General features: G+C 45.9%; 17 protein-coding genes. 1 reads left to right on the top strand and 16 read right to left on the bottom strand.

Annotation, left to right across the window (positions count from 1 at the left end):
* Positions 1-34: 34 nt before the first annotated feature.
* The 5 genes from carB to secA all read right to left on the bottom strand — a co-directional run bounded on the left by carB (position 35) and on the right by secA (position 9,109).
* Positions 35-3,268, bottom strand: coding sequence for a carbamoyl-phosphate synthase large subunit (gene carB, locus R7P74_RS08670; RefSeq protein WP_005381854.1), 3,234 nt, complete (start codon positions 3,266-3,268; stop codon positions 35-37).
* Between the two features lie 16 nt (positions 3,269-3,284).
* Positions 3,285-4,424: a glutamine-hydrolyzing carbamoyl-phosphate synthase small subunit gene (gene carA / locus R7P74_RS08665; RefSeq protein ID WP_318122807.1), complete on the bottom strand. Its 1,140-nt coding sequence runs from the start codon at positions 4,422-4,424 to the stop codon at positions 3,285-3,287.
* A 481-nt stretch (positions 4,425-4,905) separates the two neighbouring features.
* Positions 4,906-5,715 carry a 4-hydroxy-tetrahydrodipicolinate reductase gene (gene dapB / locus R7P74_RS08660; protein WP_005381860.1) on the bottom strand — a complete coding sequence of 270 codons (810 nt, stop codon included), beginning with the start codon at positions 5,713-5,715 and terminating at the stop codon, positions 4,906-4,908.
* Positions 5,716-5,825: 110 nt separating this feature from the next.
* Complete coding sequence (mutT, locus tag R7P74_RS08655; RefSeq protein ID WP_005387387.1) at positions 5,826-6,224, bottom strand: 8-oxo-dGTP diphosphatase MutT; 399 nt, start codon at positions 6,222-6,224, stop codon at positions 5,826-5,828.
* 155 nt (positions 6,225-6,379) lie between these two features.
* On the bottom strand, positions 6,380-9,109 hold the full coding sequence (secA, locus tag R7P74_RS08650; RefSeq protein ID WP_005387389.1) for a preprotein translocase subunit SecA: 2,730 nt from the start codon (positions 9,107-9,109) through the stop codon (positions 6,380-6,382).
* A gap of 407 nt (positions 9,110-9,516) precedes the next feature.
* On the opposite strand from secA, the gene R7P74_RS08645 reads away from it, so the two are divergent.
* Positions 9,517-9,975: a DUF721 domain-containing protein gene (locus R7P74_RS08645; protein ID WP_005381869.1), complete on the top strand. Its 459-nt coding sequence runs from the start codon at positions 9,517-9,519 to the stop codon at positions 9,973-9,975.
* Positions 9,976-10,088: 113 nt separating this feature from the next.
* On the opposite strand, the gene lpxC is transcribed toward R7P74_RS08645, so the two are convergent.
* The 11 genes from lpxC to murE all read right to left on the bottom strand — a co-directional run bounded on the left by lpxC (position 10,089) and on the right by murE (position 23,633).
* On the bottom strand, positions 10,089-11,006 hold the full coding sequence (gene lpxC, locus R7P74_RS08640) for a UDP-3-O-acyl-N-acetylglucosamine deacetylase (protein ID WP_005381871.1): 918 nt from the start codon (positions 11,004-11,006) through the stop codon (positions 10,089-10,091).
* A 101-nt stretch (positions 11,007-11,107) separates the two neighbouring features.
* Complete coding sequence (gene ftsZ, locus R7P74_RS08635; RefSeq protein WP_017633617.1) at positions 11,108-12,346, bottom strand: cell division protein FtsZ; 1,239 nt, start codon at positions 12,344-12,346, stop codon at positions 11,108-11,110.
* A gap of 30 nt (positions 12,347-12,376) precedes the next feature.
* Positions 12,377-13,639 carry a cell division protein FtsA gene (gene ftsA / locus R7P74_RS08630; protein WP_005372946.1) on the bottom strand — a complete coding sequence of 421 codons (1,263 nt, stop codon included), beginning with the start codon at positions 13,637-13,639 and terminating at the stop codon, positions 12,377-12,379.
* On the bottom strand, positions 13,632-14,414 hold the full coding sequence (locus tag R7P74_RS08625; RefSeq protein ID WP_005387393.1) for a cell division protein FtsQ/DivIB: 783 nt from the start codon (positions 14,412-14,414) through the stop codon (positions 13,632-13,634). The genes ftsA and R7P74_RS08625 overlap by 8 nt, the downstream gene beginning before the upstream one ends.
* 192 nt (positions 14,415-14,606) lie before the next feature.
* Positions 14,607-16,064, bottom strand: coding sequence for a UDP-N-acetylmuramate--L-alanine ligase (gene murC, locus R7P74_RS08620; RefSeq protein WP_318122806.1), 1,458 nt, complete (start codon positions 16,062-16,064; stop codon positions 14,607-14,609).
* A gap of 22 nt (positions 16,065-16,086) precedes the next feature.
* The gene (gene murG, locus R7P74_RS08615; RefSeq protein ID WP_318122805.1) at positions 16,087-17,154 is read right to left on the bottom strand and encodes an undecaprenyldiphospho-muramoylpentapeptide beta-N-acetylglucosaminyltransferase; all 1,068 of its coding nucleotides are present in this window, start codon (positions 17,152-17,154) and stop codon (positions 16,087-16,089) included.
* Positions 17,141-18,337, bottom strand: coding sequence for a cell division protein FtsW (gene ftsW / locus R7P74_RS08610; protein ID WP_005372933.1), 1,197 nt, complete (start codon positions 18,335-18,337; stop codon positions 17,141-17,143). The genes murG and ftsW overlap by 14 nt, the downstream gene beginning before the upstream one ends.
* Positions 18,338-18,355: 18 nt before the next feature.
* Complete coding sequence (murD, locus tag R7P74_RS08605; protein ID WP_262635632.1) at positions 18,356-19,669, bottom strand: UDP-N-acetylmuramoyl-L-alanine--D-glutamate ligase; 1,314 nt, start codon at positions 19,667-19,669, stop codon at positions 18,356-18,358.
* A 39-nt stretch (positions 19,670-19,708) separates the two neighbouring features.
* On the bottom strand, positions 19,709-20,791 hold the full coding sequence (mraY, locus tag R7P74_RS08600; protein WP_005372931.1) for a phospho-N-acetylmuramoyl-pentapeptide-transferase: 1,083 nt from the start codon (positions 20,789-20,791) through the stop codon (positions 19,709-19,711).
* On the bottom strand, positions 20,791-22,155 hold the full coding sequence (locus R7P74_RS08595) for a UDP-N-acetylmuramoyl-tripeptide--D-alanyl-D-alanine ligase (RefSeq protein WP_262635633.1): 1,365 nt from the start codon (positions 22,153-22,155) through the stop codon (positions 20,791-20,793). Before R7P74_RS08595 ends, mraY begins: the two co-directional genes overlap by 1 nt.
* Positions 22,152-23,633: a UDP-N-acetylmuramoyl-L-alanyl-D-glutamate--2,6-diaminopimelate ligase gene (murE, locus tag R7P74_RS08590; protein ID WP_213868523.1), complete on the bottom strand. Its 1,482-nt coding sequence runs from the start codon at positions 23,631-23,633 to the stop codon at positions 22,152-22,154. The genes R7P74_RS08595 and murE overlap by 4 nt, the downstream gene beginning before the upstream one ends.
* Positions 23,634-23,679: the final 46 nt, after the last annotated feature.

Here is a 23,679-nt window from a genome sequence, read left to right as displayed (position 1 = left end):
AGCCCTGATTAATGAGCTTACTGATTTTTATCTGTTACGCGTCTAGACTCGCTTTCACTTTAGCGTGTAACTCTTGAACCGAAGTTACTGACGCTTTTGCGTCTGCAGTATGAGACATACATGTAGCGAACGCTGCATTCAGTGTCGTTGTGTAGTTCACTTTTTCTGCCAGTGCACCACGGCGTAGAACTTTCGAATCTTCAATCGCTTGACGACCAGCAGCCGTGTTTACGATATAGGTGTATTCGTTGTTCTTGATGCGGTCAAGAATGTGTGGACGACCTTCGTGTACTTTGTTTACCAAACGTGGGTTAATACCCGCTTCGCCCAGAATTACAGCAGTACCGTGTGTCGCATCCAACTGGTAACCCAGTTTCACTAACTTAGAAGCTAGGTCAACAACACGCTCTTTATCACCTTCACGTACAGACAGTAGCGCACGACCACCTTCAGGATAAACCGCACCACAACCTAGCTCTGCTTTCGCGTAAGCTTCTGCGAACGTTGCACCCACACCCATTACTTCACCTGTTGAGCGCATTTCAGGGCCCAATAGAGGGTCAACACCAGGGAATTTGTTGAACGGCAGAACCACTTCTTTCACTGAGTAGTAAGGAGGGATAATCTCTTTAGTAAAGCCTTGTGACTCTAGAGATTGACCCGCCATTACACGTGCAGCGATTTTCGCTAGAGGAGCGCCTGTCGCTTTCGATACGAATGGTACCGTACGAGCAGCACGAGGGTTCACTTCAATTAGATAAACGTCGTTGTCTTTCACAGCAAACTGCGTGTTCATCAAACCGCGTACACCGAGTTCGAATGCTAACTTCTCAACTTGCTCACGCATCTTGTCTTGAATTTCCTGACTTAGCGTGTATGCAGGCAGTGAACATGCAGAGTCACCAGAGTGAACACCCGCTTGTTCGATGTGCTCCATGATACCGCCGATAACGACGCGTTCACCGTCACAGATAGCATCAATATCAACTTCGGTTGCATCATCCAAGAAACGGTCTAGCAGAACTGGAGACTCGTTCGATACGCTTACTGCTTCGTTGAAGTAGCGACGCAGGTCTTGCTCATCGTATACGATTTCCATCGCACGACCACCGAGTACATAAGATGGACGAACAACTAATGGGAAGCCAATTTCTTTCGATTTCTCAACCGCTTGCTCCATCGTTGTTACTGTCGCGTTTTCTGGCTGAAGTAGACCTAAACGGTCAACAGCGGCTTGGAAGCGTTCACGGTCTTCCGCACGGTCGATAGCATCTGGGCTAGTACCAATGATTGGCACACCAGCCGCTTCTAGAGCACGAGCCAGTTTAAGTGGCGTTTGACCACCGTACTGAACAATCACACCTTTTGGTTTTTCAACGCGAGCGATAGACAGTACATCTTCCAGAGTTACTGGTTCGAAGTACAGACGATCAGACGTATCGTAGTCAGTAGATACCGTTTCTGGGTTACAGTTAACCATAATGGTTTCGTAACCGTCTTCACGCAGCGCAAGTGATGCATGGACACAACAGTAATCGAATTCGATACCTTGGCCGATACGGTTTGGACCGCCACCAAGAACCATGATCTTATCTTTGTCTGTTGGGTTTGCTTCACATTCTTCATCGTAAGATGAGTACATGTAAGCCGTGTCAGAAGAAAACTCTGCTGCACATGTATCCACACGTTTGTAAACCGGATGAATATCAAACTGCTCACGAGCACGGCGAATTTCACTTTCAGCGACACCAAGCAATTTAGACAAGCGAGCATCAGAGAAGCCTTTGCGTTTCATCTGACGAAGCACTTCTTTGGTCAAACCTGCGTAGCCGCCCGCCTTGACTTGTTCTTCGAGTTTTACAATTTCTTCGATTTGAACCAAGAACCAGCGGTCGATTTGAGTCAAGTTGAACACTCCGTCGACTGACATACCCGCTCGGAATGCATCGGCGATGTACCAGATACGCTCTGCACCTGCTTCTTTAAGTTCGTGACGAATCTTAGTCAGTGCATCTGGTGCTTCCAGATCGACCATCTCATCAAAACCAGTTGCGCCAACTTCTAGGCCACGCAGTGCTTTGTGAAGAGATTCTTGTTGGTTACGACCAATCGCCATTACCTCACCAACCGATTTCATCTGAGTTGTCAGACGATCGTTTGCACCAGCAAATTTCTCGAAGTTAAAGCGAGGGATCTTAGTTACGACGTAGTCGATAGTTGGTTCAAATGACGCAGGTGTTGCACCACCTGTGATGTCGTTTTGTAGTTCGTCTAGCGTAAAGCCAACAGCCAGTTTCGCGGCAATTTTCGCAATTGGGAAGCCTGTTGCTTTTGATGCTAGCGCAGAAGAGCGAGATACACGCGGGTTCATCTCGATGATGACCATACGACCATCTTTCGGGTTGATACCAAACTGTACGTTTGAACCACCTGTTTCAACACCAATCTCACGTAGAACGGCTAGCGATGCATTACGCATAAGCTGGTATTCTTTGTCAGTCAGTGTTTGTGCTGGAGCCACTGTGATTGAGTCGCCCGTATGGATGCCCATTGGGTCAAAGTTCTCGATTGAACATACGATGATACAGTTGTCCGCTTTGTCACGAACGACTTCCATTTCGTACTCTTTCCAACCGATTAGCGACTCATCGATAAGAAGTTCGTTGGTCGGAGATAAGTCCAGACCACGACGACAGATTTCTTCGAACTCTTCTTTGTTGTACGCGATACCACCACCAGTGCCACCCATGGTGAACGATGGACGGATGATACAAGGGAAGCCAACCATATCTAAAACTTTGTAAGCTTCTTCCATGCTCTTCGCTGTATCTGCGCGAGGACACTCAAGGCCGATAGACTTCATCGCTTTATCAAAACGAGAACGGTCTTCCGCTTTGTCGATTGCATCAGCCGTTGCACCAATCATCTCTACGCCAAACTCTGCGAGAACGCCGTGCTTCTCTAAATCTAACGCACAGTTAAGTGCTGTCTGACCACCCATAGTTGGCAGAACTGCATCAGGACGTTCTTTCTCGATGATCTTGCGTACAACTTCCCACTGAATCGGCTCGATGTAAGTCGCATCTGCCATCTCTGGGTCAGTCATAATCGTTGCTGGATTAGAGTTAACTAGGATAACTCGGTAGCCTTCTTCGCGAAGAGCTTTACACGCTTGTGCGCCAGAGTAGTCAAACTCACATGCCTGACCGATAACAATCGGACCAGCACCAAGAATTAGAATACTTTGAATGTCAGTACGTTTTGGCATTATCTACTACTCCGAATTAAGCGCTGTGTTTTTTGATTAGTTCGATAAAGTGGTCAAATAGCGGTGCCGCGTCGTGTGGACCAGGGCTCGCTTCTGGGTGACCTTGGAAGCTAAATGCTGGCTTGTCTGTGCGGTGGATACCTTGCAAAGAGCCATCAAATAGCGATACGTGAGTAGCACGTAAGTTTTCCGGTAATGTTGCTTCATCTGCCGCAAAGCCGTGGTTTTGCGAGGTAATCATCACAACGTTACGCTCTAAATCTTTTACTGGGTGGTTTGCACCGTGGTGACCAAACTTCATTTTCACCGTTTGCGCACCTGATGCTAGCGCCAGAATTTGGTGACCTAGACAAATACCAAAAATTGGCAAGCCTTTTTCTAGGAACACTTTGGTTGCTTCAATCGCGTAAGTACATGGTTCTGGGTCACCAGGGCCGTTCGATAAGAATACGCCATCTGGATTTAGTGCCAGAACTTCTTCCGCTGACGTTTCTGCAGGTACAACCGTTAAGCGGCAGCCGCGGTCAACCAACATTCGTAAGATGTTGCGTTTTGCGCCGAAGTCGTAAGCGACAACGTGGTATGGCAGCTCGCTGTCATCTTTCGCCTCTGGAAGTCCACCTTCAAGCGTCCACGAACCTTGCTTCCATTGATACGCTTCTTTTGTTGTAACTTCTTTCGCAAGGTCCATTCCTTTTAAGCCTGGGAATTCTTTTGCTTTCGCTAGTGCCAAAGCTTCGTCTAGGCTGTTGCCCGCAACAATACAGCCGTTTTGAGCACCTTTTTCACGCAGGATACGAGTGAGCTTACGAGTATCGATATCAGCGATGCCAACGATATTTTGCGACTTAAGATAATCAGAGAGGGATTGTTCGTTACGGAAGTTAGAAGCGATTAGAGGAAGATCGCGAATCACAAGGCCTTGTGCATGAATGGAAGAGGATTCTTCATCTTCGGAAGTGGTTCCGGTATTGCCAATGTGAGGATAAGTGAGAGTGACGATTTGCTGAGAATAGGAAGGATCAGTGAGGATTTCTTGATACCCCGTCATCGAGGTATTAAAAACGACTTCACCAACGGAAAGACCATCTGCCCCTATGGACACTCCGCGGAACACTGTCCCATCTTCTAGGACCAACAGTGCTAATTTACCCAAGACAACCTCCAGAATAAAAATGCAAAAAAAATAAATCAAACTGCAAACATGCCTTCCTTTACCTATAAAATCTACATAAATAGGTATTTCAGACAAATTGGCGGTATTCTAAAGTTGGACTCGAAACCTGTCAACCTACAATCAAAAATAAATGATTAATTTCTAGCGAGTAAGGTCATTTTGAATCAGTAAGGCCCAAAAAGATAACTTTTACATGCTATTACATAGAGAGGCATAGAGGTTTAATGAATTTTACAAATTTGAACTTTTTAGAGATCACAAAAAAGTATGAGTTTTTCACGCAAACGTTCACCCAACAGAAAAGACATTAGTTTTTAGACATCAAAACTAAAAATACCCACAAAACAACCAAAACAACAACAAAAGTAAGCACCAAAATACTTTCTGTTAGAATCATTTCATTTACAAATAATTCTATAGATATAAAAAAGCCGGCTACCGCCGGCGAATAATTATGTATTTAGAGTTCATTCAATCCCAAAACATCTGTCATGGTATAAAAGCCCGCTGGTTTGGCACTCAACCAAACAGCGGCCTTGACGGCGCCATTAGCAAACGTCATACGATCGGTCGCTTTGTGCGTTATCTCCACTCGTTCCCCGATATCAGCAAACATGGCTGTGTGCTCACCGACAATATCGCCAGCGCGAATTGTAGCAAAGCCGATCTCATCTTTAGTACGTTCACCTGTGATACCTTCTCGCGCATAGACAGCTACATCATTCAGCTTGTTGCCCATCGCACCAGCAATGGCTTCGCCCATCCCGATAGCGGTACCAGAAGGAGCATCAACTTTATGACGATGATGTGCTTCGACAATCTCAACATCACAGTAGTCGCCCATCACTTTGGCTGCTTTCTCAAGAAGCTTAAATACTAGGTTCACACCAACAGAGTAGTTAGGAGCCATGACAACAGGCACTTGCTTAGCGGCTTCGTCAATCAGTTCACGCTCTGCATCACTGAAACCAGTCGTCCCAATCACAATACTCTTTCCATGCTTCTTACACAGTTCAAGATTCGCCAACGTACTTACTGGGGCAGTAAAATCGATGATTACATCAAAATTATCGACGTCTTTAGCAAGATCATCCGTTAAGAACACATCGAATTTGCCTTCACCACAAAGTTCACCGATATCGACACCGACAAGTGAGGACTCAGGTCGTTCTGATCCCGCGCTCACTGTCGCCTCTGGGTTAAGGTGTGAAGCTTTAACCAAATTACGGCCCATTCGGCCTGCTGCTCCTGCGATTGCAATACGAACCATTGCGCTTTCTCTCCTTCTCTGGATAACGAGGTTTGCTCTCGTTCTCTCGTTTCGCTTAATCTGTTTAAACTAACAACATACCGTGGTTACCACAAGCAAGTTCATCAGGCTTAAGCGAACTCTTTTACGACACGCTCCAAGATAGGCACGTTCGCTTCAGGAAAGGCATAGTTACCCAATTCTCTTATCTCAACCCAGCGACCTTCTTGACCTTCTCGGCCGTAAGGCTCATTACTGAACTTAGATACCGTAATAAAATCAAACTTAAGTGATTTGTCTGGATAGTCATATTCCAAATGCTCGAAAAGGGCTTGCTCAGTAACTTCAATTCCTACTTCTTCTTCAAGTTCTCTTGCTAGAGCATGTTCAATACTTTCTCCTGACTCGACTTTCCCGCCGGGAAACTCCCAAAACCCGCCTTTATGCTTGTCGTCTGGACGCTTTGTAATAAAAATTTTTGATTTGTCTTGGTTAAAAATAATAGCCGCGACTATGTGAATTCTTTTCATAGGGGTTCCTAACTCTCAAGCCGTTACACTTCAACGGTCTTTGAATCTCTAAAACTATCCGATGCTATCAAAACTTATGAAATTCGACAGCCACAGAATTTGCTTAAAAAAAGAGCCGCCTAGGCGACTCTTTAAAAAATTATCTGACTAATACGTTAGTCGATTTTGCCGTGGCACTGTTTATACTTCTTACCACTACCACAAGGGCAAGGCTCATTGCGACCTACTTTACGTTCATCACGTACCATTGGCTGACTTGAACCTTCTTCAGATTCTTCACCTTCAGAAAGAGGGTTTTGTGCTGCTGCGTGTTGCGCTTGAGCACGACGAGCGGCCTCTTCAGCTTGCGCACGACGTTGCTCTTCCATACGTTCAACTTCTTCTTGTTGCTGAACTCGAACGCGAGATAGAACAGTAATCACATCAGTTTTCAGCGCTTCTAGTAGACCTTCAAACAGTTCAAACGATTCACGCTTGTATTCCTGTTTCGGGTTCTTCTGCGCATAGCCGCGTAAGTGAATACCCTGACGCAAGTGATCCATTGCTGCCAAGTGCTCTTTCCAAAGCGTATCCAGAGTTTGAAGCATAACCGATTTCTCGAAGTTACGAAGCACTTGCGCACCCACCACTTCCTCTTTCTCTTTGTACACTTCAACGGCTAGATTGATGATCTTCTCGCGTAGCGCCTCTTCGTAAAGCTTATCGTCTTCTTCAAGCCATTGCTTCACTGGCGCATCAAGATCGAAGTCTGCTTTCAAGCGCTCTTGCAGACCTTCAACGTCCCACATATCTTCTAGTGATTGTGGCGGGATGTACTCATCAATAACCGCGGTTAGCACATCTTCACGGTTTTGCTCGATCATACCGCTGATGTCTTCAACGTTCATCAATTCGTCGCGCAGCTCGTAGACAACCTTACGCTGATCGTTCGCCACATCATCGTATTCTAGTAGCTGCTTACGGATATCAAAGTTACGGCCTTCCACTTTGCGCTGTGCTTTTTCAATTGAGCGAGAAAGCATTTTCGATTCAATAGCTTCACCTTCTTCCATACCACTTTGAATAAGGCTCGCCATACGATCAGAAGTGAAAATACGTAACAAAGAGTCTTCCATAGATAGGTAGAAGCGCGATGAACCCGCATCACCTTGACGACCAGAACGACCACGTAGCTGGTTATCAATACGGCGAGATTCGTGGCGCTCAGTACCAATGATGTGTAGACCACCAGCATCTAGTACTTGATCATGTACCACTTTCCACTCTGCTTTAATCGCATCGATTTGTTCTTGAGTTGGGTTCTCCAAAGCTTCCACTTTTGATTGCCAACTACCGCCAAGCACAATATCCGTACCACGACCGGCCATGTTGGTCGCGATAGTTACCGCACCCGGCATACCCGCTTCAGCAACAATTTCCGCTTCCTTTTCATGGAATTTCGCATTCAATACGTTGTGTTTGATCTTCGCTTTCTTCAAGGCGTTGGAGAGTAGTTCTGATTTTTCAATCGATACGGTACCAACCAATGTTGGCTGACCTTTCGCAACGCGCTCTTTGATATCTTCAATGATTGCAGCAAACTTCTCAGCTTCGGTGCGGTACACCACATCCGGCATATCGTTACGAATCATAGGTTTGTTGGTTGGGATAACCACCGTTTCCAAGCCATAAATAGATTGGAACTCAAACGCCTCAGTATCCGCAGTACCTGTCATACCAGACAGTTTTTCGTATAAGCGGAAGTAGTTCTGGAAGGTAATCGAAGCCAAAGTTTGGTTTTCGTTTTGAATCTTAACGCCTTCTTTCGCTTCTACTGCTTGGTGAAGACCTTCAGACCAACGACGACCTGGCATTGTACGACCAGTATGTTCATCAACAATTACTACTTCACCTTCGTCAGTAACGATGTAATCAACGTTGCGCTCAAACAACACATGAGCACGCAAAGCGGCATTCACGTGATGTAACATGCTGATGTTAGTCGGAGAGTAAAGTGTGTCACCCTCTTCCATAAGACCATTTTTCACCAACAGTTCTTCAACGTACTCTTGGCCCGTTTCTGTGAGGTATACTTGCTTTGATTTCTCATCAACAGTGTAGTGACCATCACCACGATATTCTTCAGAGTCTTCTTTGTCTTGCTTTTTAAGATGCGGGATCAAAAGGTTGATTCGGGTGTATAGCTCAGAGCTATCTTCAGCAGGACCAGAAATGATTAAAGGGGTACGAGCTTCATCAATTAGGATTGAGTCCACCTCATCGACAACTGCAAAGAAGCGTTCACGTTGTACGCGATCTTCGCTACGGAAAGCCATATTGTCACGAAGGTAGTCAAAACCAAATTCATTGTTCGTTCCGTACAAGATGTCAGCTTGGTACGCTTCTTTTTTCTCTTGAGGAGGCATGTTTGGCACGTTTACGCCAACAGTCATACCTAAAAATTCAAATAGAGGGCGGTTTGTCTCTGCATCACGTTTAGCTAGATAATCGTTCACTGTTACAATGTGAACGCCTTTACCAGCCAGGGCATTTAGGTAAGCAGGAAGCGTTGCCGTCAGCGTTTTACCTTCACCCGTACGCATTTCAGCGATTTGACCCGCATTTAGAACCATACCGCCGATAAGCTGGACGTCGAAGTGGCGCATACCGTAGACACGCTTAGATGCTTCACGAACCGTAGCAAAAGCTTCTGGAAGTAGTTTATCAAGAGTTTCACCTTTCTCTAGGCGCTCACGGAATTCAACCGTCTTTGCTTTTAACTCTTCATCACTTAGAGCCTCGAATGTTGGCTCATAGTTATTAATTTCTTTTACAATTTTTCTAAGGCGGCGCAGTGTTCGGTCGTTGCGACTGCCAATCACTTTTGTCAGTAGCTTAGTTATCATTTTTCGTGAATCTCTCTTTATTCAGACCGTTCCCGATCTACTCATAATGCCTTCAGTCTCTGCCAGTTTGGAACTAAGAATACTGAGATAAATCATTTATCAAAGATATTGAGTTCAAACATCCATATTTCAAGGCTAAGTTTTGAAACAATGTGGCTTAGTGTAAGGATTTTTAATCGATACAACCATAAATAGACGTATTTGTTTGAAGCACTCTGAAGTTTTTACTTAAAGTGGTGACTGATTAGCCGATATTGCATACCGCAATATGTTTAATCCATCCAGAGCAAACTTTGCTTTTTACCTTGCTACATTGTAAAACTGAAGCTAAAGACGTTAATGTAAACTATACCTTGATAGAAAGCTGCTCTAGAATAGCTATATCTCAACAAAATTAGATTTTACCTATGCGTGATCACCGTCCAACCTCGACTGAAGATGTTATTGCTGAGTCACAGTTCAAGCAGATTCAAGAACATGCTGGAGAAATCTTACAGCTTAACCAAGCTTTGCAAGAGGTCTTACCCATGGGGACGGCCGATCATTGCCGAGTAGCGAATGTTCGTAACGGCCATCTATTGATCGATGTCTCTAGTGCCGCAATCAAAATGAAGATCGATTACGATCGCCTCATGATCCTAAATAAACTTCGTACTCAAGGCTTTGCCAAGCTGATGAGCGTTGAAGTGAGGATCAATCCTTCACTATATAGAAACCGCTTTCAACAAGACGACAGACCTAAGCGTCCACCACTAACAGAATCTGCAGCAAAGTCATTAATGACGATTGCCGACATGGCGCCACCTAAAATTCAAGAGCGTTTAAAACGATTAGCCGATATGGCAGAAAAGGAAGATCGTAAGTGAACGTTATTTCAATATGCTGAAAGCTTGAATGTTATTGATAAGTAGAAGATTAAAGCCAAATAGCAAAAAACCAGGCATAAGCCTGGTTTTTTATTAATTCTAATGCCAAGTATTTACGCAAGCACCATATTTGGTTCTGCGAATGCTACTGGTGAGCCGACTTCTTCTTCGAATGTAGTCCACTCCCACGCTTCCTGATCTGCAAGAACAGCACGTAACAGTTGGTTATTTAAACCGTGGCCAGATTTAAAGGCACGGAATTCACCAATGATTGGGTGGCCACACATGTAAAGGTCACCAATCGCATCCAACACTTTGTGAGTCACAAACTCATTTTCAAAGCGTAGACCTTCTTCATTAAGAATACGGTAATCATCCAAAACGATAGCATTGTCAAAACTACCACCCAAAACTAGGTTTTGAGATTGTAGATATTCGATATCACGCATAAAGCCAAACGTACGTGCTCGAGAAATCTCACGAACAAAGCCTTTTGACGAGAAATCAAACAGCAAACGTTGCTCGTCTGATTCAATCGCTGGGTGATTAAACTCAATTTCGAAGTCCATACGGAAGCCGTTAAATGGTACAAATTCTGCCCATTTATCACCATCTTCAAAACGAACTGGCTTTTTGATGCGGATGAAGCGTTTTGGCGCATTTTGCGTTTCGATACCTGCTTGTTGTAGCAAGTATACAAATGGGCTTGCACTACCATCCATGATCGGAATTTCAGGTGCGTCTACTTCGACAACAATGTTATCGATGCCCATACCAGCAAGTGCCGCATTCAAGTGCTCAACAGTTGAAATACGCACACCTTCATCGTTTACCAATGCAGTACAAAGCATGGTGTCACGAACCGAAGCTGGATCAGCTGGAAAATCTACAGGTGGATTTACATCTGTACGACGGTAAATGATACCTGTATTTGCAGCAGCCGGGCGCAGAGTAAGTGTGACTTTACGACCAGAGTGGAGACCCACACCAGTTGTTTTCACTATTTCTTTCAGAGTACGTTGTCTGATCATCTGCTTGCCTCTCAAAAATTTGCTACAAAACACGGCCGTCTGTAACGTCGACCGTGAATGCTACCATAATTTTGAGCCATGTCAAATTTATGGGTTAAAGATTAATCAGCCTGGCGACGCAAAAATGCCGGTATATCTAAATAACCACTTTCCTTTTCTTGCTTTGGAGCCGCAGAACTTTGGCTCGACGAAGCTGGAGAAGAAGGAGCAGTGTTTGTCGGCTGAGGAGTTACCTGTGGCTTCTCTTGCACTTGATTATTTTGCAAGGTCTGTGCCGGTTTTTCTTCAGCTTGCGTTGCCGCTGCTTGTTGCTGTGGTTGAGCTTGCGGCGTCGGTGCCACTTTAGCTTTACCACCCGCAACTAGCGTGATATCTGGCTTTTTCTCATTACCAATACCTGTCGCTACAACTGTTACGCGGATTTCGTCAGTCATATCAGGGTCTAGAGAAGTACCGATAACAACAGTCGCATTGTCAGAAGCGAATGCCTTCACTGTATTACCAACCGTCTCAAACTCGTCAAGACGCATATCCAGACCAGCAGTAATATTGACAAGAACACCTCGAGCGCCCGCTAGATCGATGTCTTCCAGAAGTGGGCTAGAAATTGCCATTTCAGCCGCTTCTTCAGCACGGTCTTCACCTTTGGCGATGCCGCTACCCATCATTGCGTGACCCATTTCAGACATTACAGTTCTTACGTCCGCAAAGTCGACGTTGATCATGCCAGGGCGAGTAATTAGCTCAGCAATACCTTGAACGGCATTCTTAAGAACATCGTTAGCGCTTGCAAAAGCTTCTAGTAGTGTTACACCACGACCAAGTACTTTAAGTAGCTTTTCGTTTGGAATCGTGATCAAAGAGTCAACATGCTTAGACAGCTCATCGATACCTTGCTCAGCAAATGCCAAACGCTTTTTACCTTCAAAACTAAACGGTTTAGTTACTACCGCTACTGTTAGAATGCCAAGCTCTTTAGCCACTTCAGCAATAACAGGCGCTGCACCAGTACCGGTACCGCCCCCCATACCAGCTGCGATAAAAACCATATCGGCGCCAGTCAGGGAATCTTTAATTCGATCTCTGTCTTCGAGAGCTGCGTCACGGCCAACCTGTGGATTAGCACCTGCACCCAGACCTTTAGTGATATCACCACCGATCTGAATAACATTGCCAACGCTTGTCTTACGAAGTGCTTGCGCATCAGTGTTGACGCTGATGAATTCCACACCTTCGATGGATTCACGCACCATGTGTTCAACGGCGTTACCACCGCCGCCACCAACCCCAACGACCTTGATTACTGCATCGTCAGACATTTCCATCATCGGTTCAAACATGTGTTGTCTCCGTTTATCCTGCAACTCAGGTTAAAACTCTTTTTGTATCCAGTTACGCAATTTATCGAAAAAGCCAGTTACAGATGAGCGTTTAGGTTCATTATAATCGCTATCGTCGCTAGACTGCATGTCTCTTGCGTAATGAAGTAATCCAACTGCCGTAGAATGGTACGGCTCTTTTACATAGTCAGTTAATCCGCTGACTTCGAGCGGTTTGCCGACCCTTACTTGATTGCGGAATACGCGTTCCGCACATTCTACCACTCCGTCCATTTGCGCAGCACCGCCGGTGAGTACAACTCCCGCAGCCAGATGGTGCTTGATACCCTCTTCGCGCAATTTTGCTTGTACAGAGTCGATAGTTTGGTTAACCAGTCCCATAAGCTCAGAGTAGCGTGGCTCAATCACTTCTGACAACGTTTGACGTTGCAGGCTACGTGATGGTCGTCCACCTACGCTTGGTACATTAACCGTGTCATCCTTACTGACCAGTTCACTCAAAGCACAGCCATATTTGACTTTTATTTCTTCAGCATCGCTCACTGGCGTACCAAAAGCAAAAGCAATATCACTGGTTACAGCATTTCCTGCGTACGAAAATACTTCTGTGTGACGTAACGCACCGCCAGTCCAGATGGCCACATCCATCGTGCCGGCGCCAATATCAACCACACAAACTCCAAGCTCTCTTTCATCCTCGGTGATTACTGCATTGCTAGCAGCAAGCCCAGAAAATACGAGTTGTTCTACTTTAAGGCCGCAGCGTTCTACCGCCTTAATAATGTTGCGTGCCATGTCATTATGGCATGAGATAAGGTGGACACTCACTTCCATTCTTACCCCAGATAAACCAAGCGGATTTTTGATTCCTTCTTGGTAATCAATGGTGAACTCTTGCGGGATCACATGAAGAATTCGCTGTTCATCACCGATTTTAATCGATTTTGCGGTATGGATAGCGCGATCCATGTCTTCTTGAGACACCTCTTCATCAGAAATCGTGCCCATACCTTTTTCAATTCGGCTTGCGATATGCTTACCAGACAACGAAATGAAGACTCGGCTGATCTGGCACTCTGCCATTAATTCAGCTTGATCAATTGCACGTTGTACTGATTTTACAACCGACTCCAAATCATTCACGCCACCTTTATCCATGCCGCGTGAGGGGCTACTACCTGCGCCAATAATATTAATTTGACCGTCTGGTAAAACCTCACCCACTAGAGCCGATACGGTTGCAGTGCCTATATCAAGACCAACAATAATGTTGTCATCAGCGGCCTTAGTCATCTGTACTCTCTTCTAACTCTTGTTCAGGGAACCAACCAACTGCGGCTCCTGTATCGTACCTAAGATCGATATAACTGATTCTTTGCGTGTCACTGCCAAGCTTGTTATAGAGCTTAAAAAAGCGCTCTATACGCTCAAGAAGAGACTCTTTACCGAGCTCTAATCGAATACCGTTATCAAGGATGATTTGCCAAGCTCGTCGCTCGTTTAATACCAGAGACGATATCGCTAAACCCAATTGCTGAAACTTAGGACTCAAATCACGGTAAGTCTGTAAGACTTCCGGTCCGCTATCTTTGGGTCCGTACAGCTTCACTTTTTCTTCTTGCAACAGAGCAACATCTCCATCAAAAACGAACCCGTTTTTATCTAACAGTTCGTTGCCATTCCAAATGGCTTCTGGTTGATGCTCCGTCAAAAAAACTTTTACTGTATCCGGCCACTGCTTTCGGATTGCGGCATGCGCTACCCATGGCAGAGCTTCGACACTTTGCTGTAATACATCAATATCCTGAGACATAAATGTACCGATGTGATCAATTCGACTAAATGCAGCCTGCACATCGTCAGCTTGGACATACTCCAGTTTCCCCTGAAGTACTATTTTGGAGAGAGGTAACCTTTGGTCATCCCACATCCAACTGATCGCCGCGTACAAAACAGAACTAATTAAAGTCACAACCACAACGAAAAATAACGCACCCAAGATTTTTTCTTGGCGACCACGGTTGTTGCCCGTGTTTGGTCGCTCGTCATTCAGTGCAATATTCAACAACGTCTTCGTTTCCTGACTTTTGTCGTGTACTTTTTACCCATATAATTACGCAGAGGTAAAAGTCTTGACTTTAACCTTGGGATTATACTGAGCTCTTGTAAACTATCAAACACTGATAGCAATAAATCACAATGATATTGACGCAAAATCGAGATCTGAGTCTTTATCTGTCCTTCGCTTCAACAATATGTGTCAGCCAAGCATCTTGTTTATATTCAATTTAAGACCTGCTAGCTGTTTCGCCACTTTACCAATATCACCCGCACCTTGCGTTAAGATTAGGTCGCCGTCTTGTATAACGTTAGCTAAAACTGAAGGCAATTGCTCTATTTCAGGAACAAAAATTGGATCCACCTTCCCACGACTGCGGATAGTTCGGCATAAAGCACGACCATCAGCACCTGCAATTGGCTTTTCACCAGCCGCGTAAACGTCCAACATGATGAGAACGTCTACCTGCTCAAGTACATTCGCAAAATCATCGTATAAATCACGAGTTCGGCTATAACGGTGCGGTTGGAAAATCATCACCAAACGCTTGTCTTGCCATCCGCTACGCGCAGCATTAATGGTTACGTCCACTTCTGTTGGGTGGTGACCGTAGTCATCAACAAGCATTGCATTGCCGTTACCAGTATCAAACTCGCCTAAATGATCAAAACGACGACCTGTACCTTGAGTACCAGCCATTGCTTTTAAGATTGCTTCATCACTGATGTCGTCTTCTGTCGCTACGGCAATCGCTGCTGATGCATTGAGTGCATTGTGACGACCAGGGATGTTTAATGTGATATCCAGATTCGCACGGCCTTCGCGTACCACAGTGAATTTGCCTTGCTGGCCTTCTTGATGGTAATTCTCGATACGTACGTCGGCATCCTCAGAGAAACCGTAAGTAATCACTTGGCGGCTAATACGCGGAATCAGCTCACGAATCACAGGGTCGTCGATGCACACAATCGCTTGACCATAAAACGGTAGGTTGTGAAGGAAATCGATGAAGGTTTGCTTCAAGGTTTCAAAGTCACCACCGTAAGTATCCATGTGGTCAGCTTCGATGTTTGTTACGATGCTCACCATAGGTTGCAGGTGCAAGAATGAAGCATCACTTTCGTCTGCTTCAGCAATCAAAATTCGGCTAGAACCTAGGCGCGCATTTGTACCCGCGCTCTTTACCAAACCACCGTTTACAAACGTTGGATCAAGGCCTGCTTCAGAATAAATTTGAGTGACAAGAGCGGTCGTCGTGGTTTTGCCGTGTGTACCTGCGACAGCAATACCGTGACGGAATCGCATCAATTCAGCCAACATCTCTGCACGGCGTACGATTGGGATACGTAACTCACGTGCCGCCATTACTTCTGGGTTTTCTTCGTTGATCGCCGTTGACACAACAACCACACTGGCTTTTTCTACATTGCTCGCTTGATGGCCGATAAATACGGTTGCACCTTTTGATACCAAACGCTCTGTCACTGGGTTCTCTGATAGATCAGAGCCTGTGATTTGGTAGCCTTCGTTCAACAGCACTTCTGCAATGCCGCTCATGCCCGCACCACCAATACCGATGAAGTGGATGGATTTCACGCGGCGCATCTCTGGCACCATTGCGCGAATCTGAGCTAAGTCTTGTGTATGTTGGATTGTCATCAATTCTATTCTCAATAATTCGTTAACGCTTTTCGGTCAAAGCGACAATGGCTTGTGCGACAACTCGGTCAGCATTCAATTTTGCAGCGCCACGCGCTTGCTCAGCCATTGTAAGTAAAGCTTGTCGATCCAATTGTTGGATCTGCTGAGTCAGTGACTCAACGGTTAAATCTGGTTGTTCAATCATTTTCGCCGCGCCGCAATCCACCAAGTGGTCAGCATTCAGTGCCTGCTGGCGGTCTTTATGCATAAACGGAACAAAAATAGCGCCTACACCTGCCGCTGATACTTCAGAAACGGTTAACGCTCCAGAGCGACAAACTAAAAGGTCAGCCCATGCGTAAGCTTCTGCCACGTCATCAATGAACTCCGTTACTTCTGCATTTACCACACCATTAGCTTGGTATGCTGCGTTCACCTCTTCAGCGGCGCCTTTGCCCGCTTGATGACGAATACAGTAATCATCGCCCAATTTCGCCATCACTTCTGGCAGAGTTTGGTTAAGAATGCGTGCGCCTTGGCTGCCGCCCATCACCAAAATACGAATTGGACCTTGGCGTTCTTGCATGCGCTCGATTGGCGCAGCTAATTGAGTCACGTCTTCACGAACTGGGTTACCTACCACTTCAGCATTTGGAAAAGCGCCCGGGAAAGCCTGAAAAACCTTCTTAGCGATTTTTGATAGCCATTGGTTCGTTAAACCTGCTACTGCATTTTGCTCATGCAGCACAACAGGAATGCCACTCATCCAAGCGGCAATACCGCCCGGGCCGCTAACATAACCGCCCATACCAAGCACTGCGTCTGGCTGCCAGCGTTTCATGTGAGCACGAGCCTGCATAATGGCATTGATAATTTGAAATGGTGCTGCAAGAAGACGTTTAACGCCTTGACCTCGTAACCCTTTCACTTTGATAAAGTCGATTTCAATGCCATGTTTTGGCACCAAATCCGCTTCCATTCGATCCGCCGTACCTAACCAACGGATCTCCCAACCTTGCTCTTGAAGCTGTTTTGCTACCGCCAAACCTGGGAATACGTGACCGCCAGTACCACCAGCCATCACCATCAAACGTTTATTTTGTTTCATTAGCTTGTTGTTCTGATTGTTGTTGCTCGCGTTTCAAGCGGCATTCGTAATCGATACGCAGTAATATGGACACTGCGACGGACATAATTATTAGACTAGAACCACCATAACTGATGAGTGGAAGTGTTAAACCTTTAGTTGGAACAATACCGGCGGCGGCTCCAACATTAACCAAGGTTTGAAACGCAAACCAAATACCAATTCCGAAAGCCAGATAACCTCCGAACATTTCGCCTTCTTCAAATGCACGCTTGCCGATGTAAACCGCTTTTAGCACCAAGCTAAAAATCAGCATTAAGACCAGCACTACGCCTACGAAACCAAGCTCTTCAGCAAGTACGGCAAACACAAAGTCGGTATGCGCTTCCGGTAGATATTCCAGTTTTTGAATTGAGTTACCGAGACCTTGACCGAACCATTCACCACGACCAAACGCCATCAAAGACTGAGTCAACTGATAGCCACTGCCAAATGGATCTTCCCACGGGTCAAGGAAGGAGGTTACACGTCGCATACGGTATGGCTCGACGAGAATTAAACCTACCACAGCGCCGATACCTGCCACCATCAAGGCGAGAAACTGGGTTAGTTTTGCACCTGCGATAAAAAGCATGCCAAACAGCGTGACCAGCATCACGACCACCGTCCCCAAGTCTGGCTGACCAAGTAGTAATACTGCGAAGAAGGCAAACACCATGATTGGCTTCATAAAGCCACCAAAGAACGTTTGTCGTACTTCGTCTTGCTTTCGAACTAAGTAACCAGACATGAAGATAAACAGCGATAGCTTCGCGACCTCCGCTGGCTGAAGGTTAAACAGCCCGAGGGGAATCCAACGAGACGCACCATTAACCGACTTACCCGCCAAGAGCACGATGATCAACAGTGCGAAAGAAGCCCAAAGTAAGTAATGGCTCTTCTTAAACCACTCTTGCAAAGGCACTTGCAAAATAACAGCGGAGGTCCCTAACGCCAGCACGAGAAACGTCGCATGACGAAACATAAAGTGGAACGGCTGTTCCGTTAATCGAGAGCTGATTGGAAATGATGCAGAGGTTACCATGACCAAACCAGTCAACATCAAACCCAGTGCAATCCACACTAACTGACGATCAAACATCGCCTCTGGGGCTGGATGCTTGAGCCAATTGCCAATACTGCGTTTAACGTTACCTAAACCCACGAAGTGTGTAACCTTTAATTATGCATATTTCTGAGCAAGAGCAGCGAAAGCATCACCTCTTGCCATAAAGTTGTCGAATTGATCAAAGCTAGCACATGCAGGAGACAGCATCACCATATCACCTGGTTTTAACTGCGAAGATACTTGTTGAATCACATCTTCCATAGTGTTGAAACGTATTGCAGATTCATGCAGTGGCATAAATTCATCGCCATCAGCGCCAAAGCAACACAGTTGCAAGTTAAGCGTCGCGAAGATCGGTTTTAATGGCGAGAAGTCAGCACCTTTGCCAACACCACCAACGAGTAAGTAGAGCTTGCCTGTCGATTCCAAACCAGATAGCGCAGCCATAGTGCTGGCAATATTAGTTGCTTTAGAGTCATTCACCCATTTGACGCCTTGATTATCCGCAACCACCTGGCATCGGTGTGTCAGTCCCGTGTAATTTTTAAGTGCATTCAATGCTTTGTGATAGTTTACGTCCGCAGCTTTTAATAGCGCTAAAGCAACCAGAGCGTTAGATAAGTTGTGCTTACCAACCAACTTAAGCTCATCACTTGCGACAACTCGTTGACCGTGATCGAGCAGCCAAGTACGGTTGCCATCCACCTCGAGACCAAAGTCCTGATTGTCGCTGCCAAATGTCACCAATGGCATCTCTGCGTCTGGGAAGGTTTCTTGATCATCACGGTTCACGACTGCAAGAGCAGCATGGTTAAAAATACGCAACTTAGCTTGTCGATAGTCAGACATGCCTTGATAACGATCCATATGATCTTCAGAAAGATTCAGAAACGCAGCGGCTTTGAGCTTTAAGCTTGACGTCGTTTCTAACTGGAAGCTCGAGAGTTCGAGTACATATAGGTCTGCGTCTTGTTCTAACAAATCCAGAGCAGGCACACCGATGTTACCACCAACGCCAACATCCAAACCTGCAGCCTTAGCCATCACACCTGTGAGGTCGGTTACTGTGCTCTTACCGTTTGAGCCCGTAATCGCAATCACCGGTTTCTGCACCGCCCAAGCGAATAACTCGATATCACCTACTACTGCCGTACCTTTTGCTAATACGGCTTGGATCTCTGGTGTCGCTAGCGCAATACCAGGGTTGGTCACGATAAGATCCGCGTCAGAAAGCCAGTCTGTATTCCAACCACCACTATGCAGTTGAACATCTTCCGGCAAGCGCTCTGCACCCGGAGGGTTTACGCGAGTATCAATGACTTTGACCACAAGCTGTGGCTGATTTTTTCTTAGGTGTTTAACGACAGAGAGCCCGGTAATACCGAGCCCTACGACGACAACACTATGTATGTTTTGCCAACGTTCCATATTTGATCACACTGTAAATCTTGTTCTTGGAAAGTGCGATTAACGCACTTTCAATGTCGCAAGACCAATCAGAACAAGAACCATAGAAATAATCCAGAAACGCACGATTACGCGAGGTTCTGGCCAACCTTTCAATTCGTAGTGGTGGTGAATCGGTGCCATACGAAAAATGCGCTGACCACGCAGTTTGTATGAACCCACCTGTAGAATTACCGACAGCGTTTCCATCACAAACACACCGCCCATGATCACCAACACCAACTCTTGACGAACGAGAACAGCAATAGTGCCTAACGCGCCGCCAAGCGCTAGTGAGCCGACATCACCCATGAACACTTGTGCTGGGTACGTGTTAAACCACAAGAAACCAAGGCCTGCACCGACGATTGCTGTACATACGACAACCAACTCAGAAGCATGTGGTAAGTATGGTATATGAAGGTATTCAGAGAAGTTAACGTTACCGGTCGCCCATGCAATAACCGCGAAGCCTGCTGCAACAAGAACCGTTGGCATGATTGCCAAACCGTCTAGACCATCAGTCAGGTTAACCGCGTTACTTGTACCTACAATGACAAAGTAAGTCAGAATGATATACATCAAACCAAGCTGCGGCATGATGTCTTTAAAGAATGGCACCACTAGCTGAGTTGCTGCTGTGTCTTTACCGTAAGCATACAATGCGAAAGCGACGACAAACGCGATCAACGACTGCCAGAAGTACTTCCAACGCGCAATCAAGCCATCGGTATTTTTACGTACCACTTTACGATAATCATCAACAAATCCGACCGCACCGTAGCCAAGTAAGACCGTAAGTACCGCCCATACGTAAGGGTTGGATAAGTCTGTCCATAGCAAAATCGTGATTGAGATGGCCGCTAAGATCATGATACCGCCCATTGTTGGGGTACCACGCTTACTAAAGTGAGATTCAGGACCTTCGTTACGCACTACCTGACCAATTTGCAGCATTTGCAAACGCTTGATCATGATTGGTCCCATCCATAATGACAGACCTAGAGCGGTTAATACGCTTAGGATTGCTCGAAAAGACAAGTATTCAAACAATCGGAAAAAAGACAGGTATGGCTGTAGCAGCTCGGCAAGCCAAATAATCATTAATAATACTCCTTCAAAGCAGCAGCGACTTCAAACATACGTGCACCGTTCGCTCCTTTCACCAATATCGTATGGTTTTCAGGAACGGCTTGGTCTAGATGCTGCTTGATGTATTCAATCATCTCTTGGTGCGTCTCAAAATGAATGCCTTGGCAAAGATCACTGATCACCTTGGCGTCTGCACCATATGTGAGAACATGTTCAAATTTTTGTGGGGCAGCATGTTCCCCGACTTGACGATGAAGTGCAAGACTTTCCTCGCCCAATTCCGCCATATTACCTAAAATCAGCCAGCGTTGACCTGGGAAAGCGGCCAATAAATCAACTGCCGCTTTCATGGCTGGCACGCTCGCGTTGTAGCTGTCGTCAATCAATTTTATCTTTTCGCTCAGCGCTTCAACCTCGACGCGACCTTTCACTTTGTTCAAATGTTTAAGGCCAGCACGAACCTCTTCTAATGTGGCGCCCATTTGTAACGCAATAATAGAAGCAGCGATCGCATTCGCAACGTTGTGTTGACCTATAATACCCAGAGACAGTTCAATTTCTTGTGAGCTTGCTGCGATATGTAAGTCAAAGCTTGCTTCACCTGCGGCGTTCAATACGATGTTAGAAGCGAAGAAGTCTGCATCAGTATTACTTTGTGAAAAAGTAATGACTTTCTTATCTGCTAACACTTCATCCCACTTGGCTTCACCATTGCTGTCTAGGTTAACAATCGCAATACCACCAGCTGAAAGGCCTTGGTAGATTTCACCTTTGGCTTGTTTCACGCCATCGATAGAACCAAAGCCTTCAAGGTGAGCGGCGGCTACATTGTTCACTAACGCGATATCTGGTTTTACTAACTGAGTCGTGTAAGCAATTTCACCGATATGGTTAGCACCAAGCTCAATCACGGCATAATCATCATCCTGCTGTGAGCGCAATAATGTCAACGGAACACCAATATCATTATTGAAGTTACCCGCCGTGAATAACACTTTGCCTTTCAATTGCAGGATACTCGCAACCATTTCTTTTACGGTCGTTTTACCGCAACTTCCGGTGATGGCAACGGTAGGTGTTTTGCATGCTTGATGCACCCAAGAAGCAAACTCACCCAATGCAAGCTTGGTATCCGACACCACAATTTGCGGCACATTCACATCTAAGCGTTTTTCTACGAGTAAAGCACCGGCACCTGCATCTACCGCTTGTTGGCAAAAGTTGTGCGCATCAAAGCGCTCCCCAACTAACGCGACGAATAAAGCCCCACGCTCAATCGCTCGTGTATCAGTAGAAACCGCGTCGATAAGTAGATCGTCGCCGAATCGCTCGCCACGTGTGATGTCTGCAATTTGAGATAACGTTACTTTGATCATGAGGTCAATCCTAAAAGTTGCATTGCGGACTCGCGGTCGGAGTAATGAATCGTTTCGCCATTACGAATCTGATAATCTTCATGACCCTTCCCAGCTAACAAGATAATGTCGTTTGGCGAAGCATTTTCAATGGCATAAGACAGTGCTTTGAAGCGGTCATGCTGAACAATCGCTTCAGCAGGTTTTGACAGCCCAGCTAACATGTCTTTCACAATCTGAACCGGGTCTTCGCTGCGTGGGTTATCGTCAGTCAACACCACTCTGTCGCCTAGACGCTCTGCAATTTCCGCCATCATTGGGCGCTTACCTGCATCGCGATCGCCACCGCAGCCAAAAATAGCCCACAGCTGGCCTTCACAATGAACTCGTAAAGCTTGCAGCGCTTTTTCTAAAGCATCAGGAGTATGGGCATAATCAACCACGACTTTGGCACGATCCTCAGTTTGGAATAACTCCATTCGGCCGAGTACAGGTTGCAGTTGACCTGCGGTTTCGAGTAACGCTTGTTTCTCTTTACCTAAGCTTAATAAGGTCGCAAAAGCGAGCATTAAGTTGGTTGCATTAAACTCACCAATCAATGGCGCGTGCAATTCACCTGAGCCAAATTTACCATCGAACTTAATAGTAATCCCTGACTCCGCGTAACTGACTTCCGTCGCCCAAATTGCGCTTTCAAATTCAGTGTTCGGCTTGAGCGAAACAGCGATCGCATTACTTAACTGCGACGCCCATTGATGACCTACTTCATCATCAACATTGATAATGGAACGTTCACATTGGTGTTGCGTGAACAACCCAAGCTTTGCATTGGCATACTCTTCCATCGTGCCATGATAATCTAAGTGGTCACGACTTAAGTTAGTAAACACGCCCGCCGCAAATGATAATGCTTTGACACGACCTTGCGTCAGGCCATGAGAAGATACTTCTAGCGCGGTGTATGTGGCTTGTTGATTTGCGAGAGAGGAGAGCGTTTTCTGAATTTCAACGGCATTCCCCGTTGTATTCGCAGCTTGTTGCAAGTTATTGAGGAAGCCATTTCCTGTTGTTCCCATTACCGCCGCTTTATGGTCAAGCAGTTCTAGCCATTGCGCTATTAACTGGGTAATGGTGGTTTTGCCGTTGGTGCCAGTGACACCAATCAAATCCATATTAGGGTAAGCATAGAGCTTTCCAGCAATTGCGGATAAACGTTGGTCCAACCTATCGATGTAAATGACGGGAACATCATCAATGATTTCCACCGTACCATGTGTTTTGACATCGCAGGCTTGCGCCAGGGCTGCATTTGCACCTTGCTCAATTGCAGAAGCAATGAATTTACGCCCATCCACAACATGGCCAATCACTGCTACAAACGTGGTTCCAGGTTGAACTCTTCGGCTGTCGAGCTCCAATTCAGAAACAAGAACGGACGATAAGCTAGGGCAATCCACCCAAGGGGAAAGCAGCACGTCCATACTGATGGCTTTAGTCATATTTGTTCTCCGAGCTTTGGCTCAGGTTTTCTTAATTTTGTTTGCT

The sequence above is a fragment of the Vibrio sp. 2033 genome (assembly GCF_033339735.1).
This window is presented reverse-complemented; position numbering and strand designations above follow the sequence as displayed.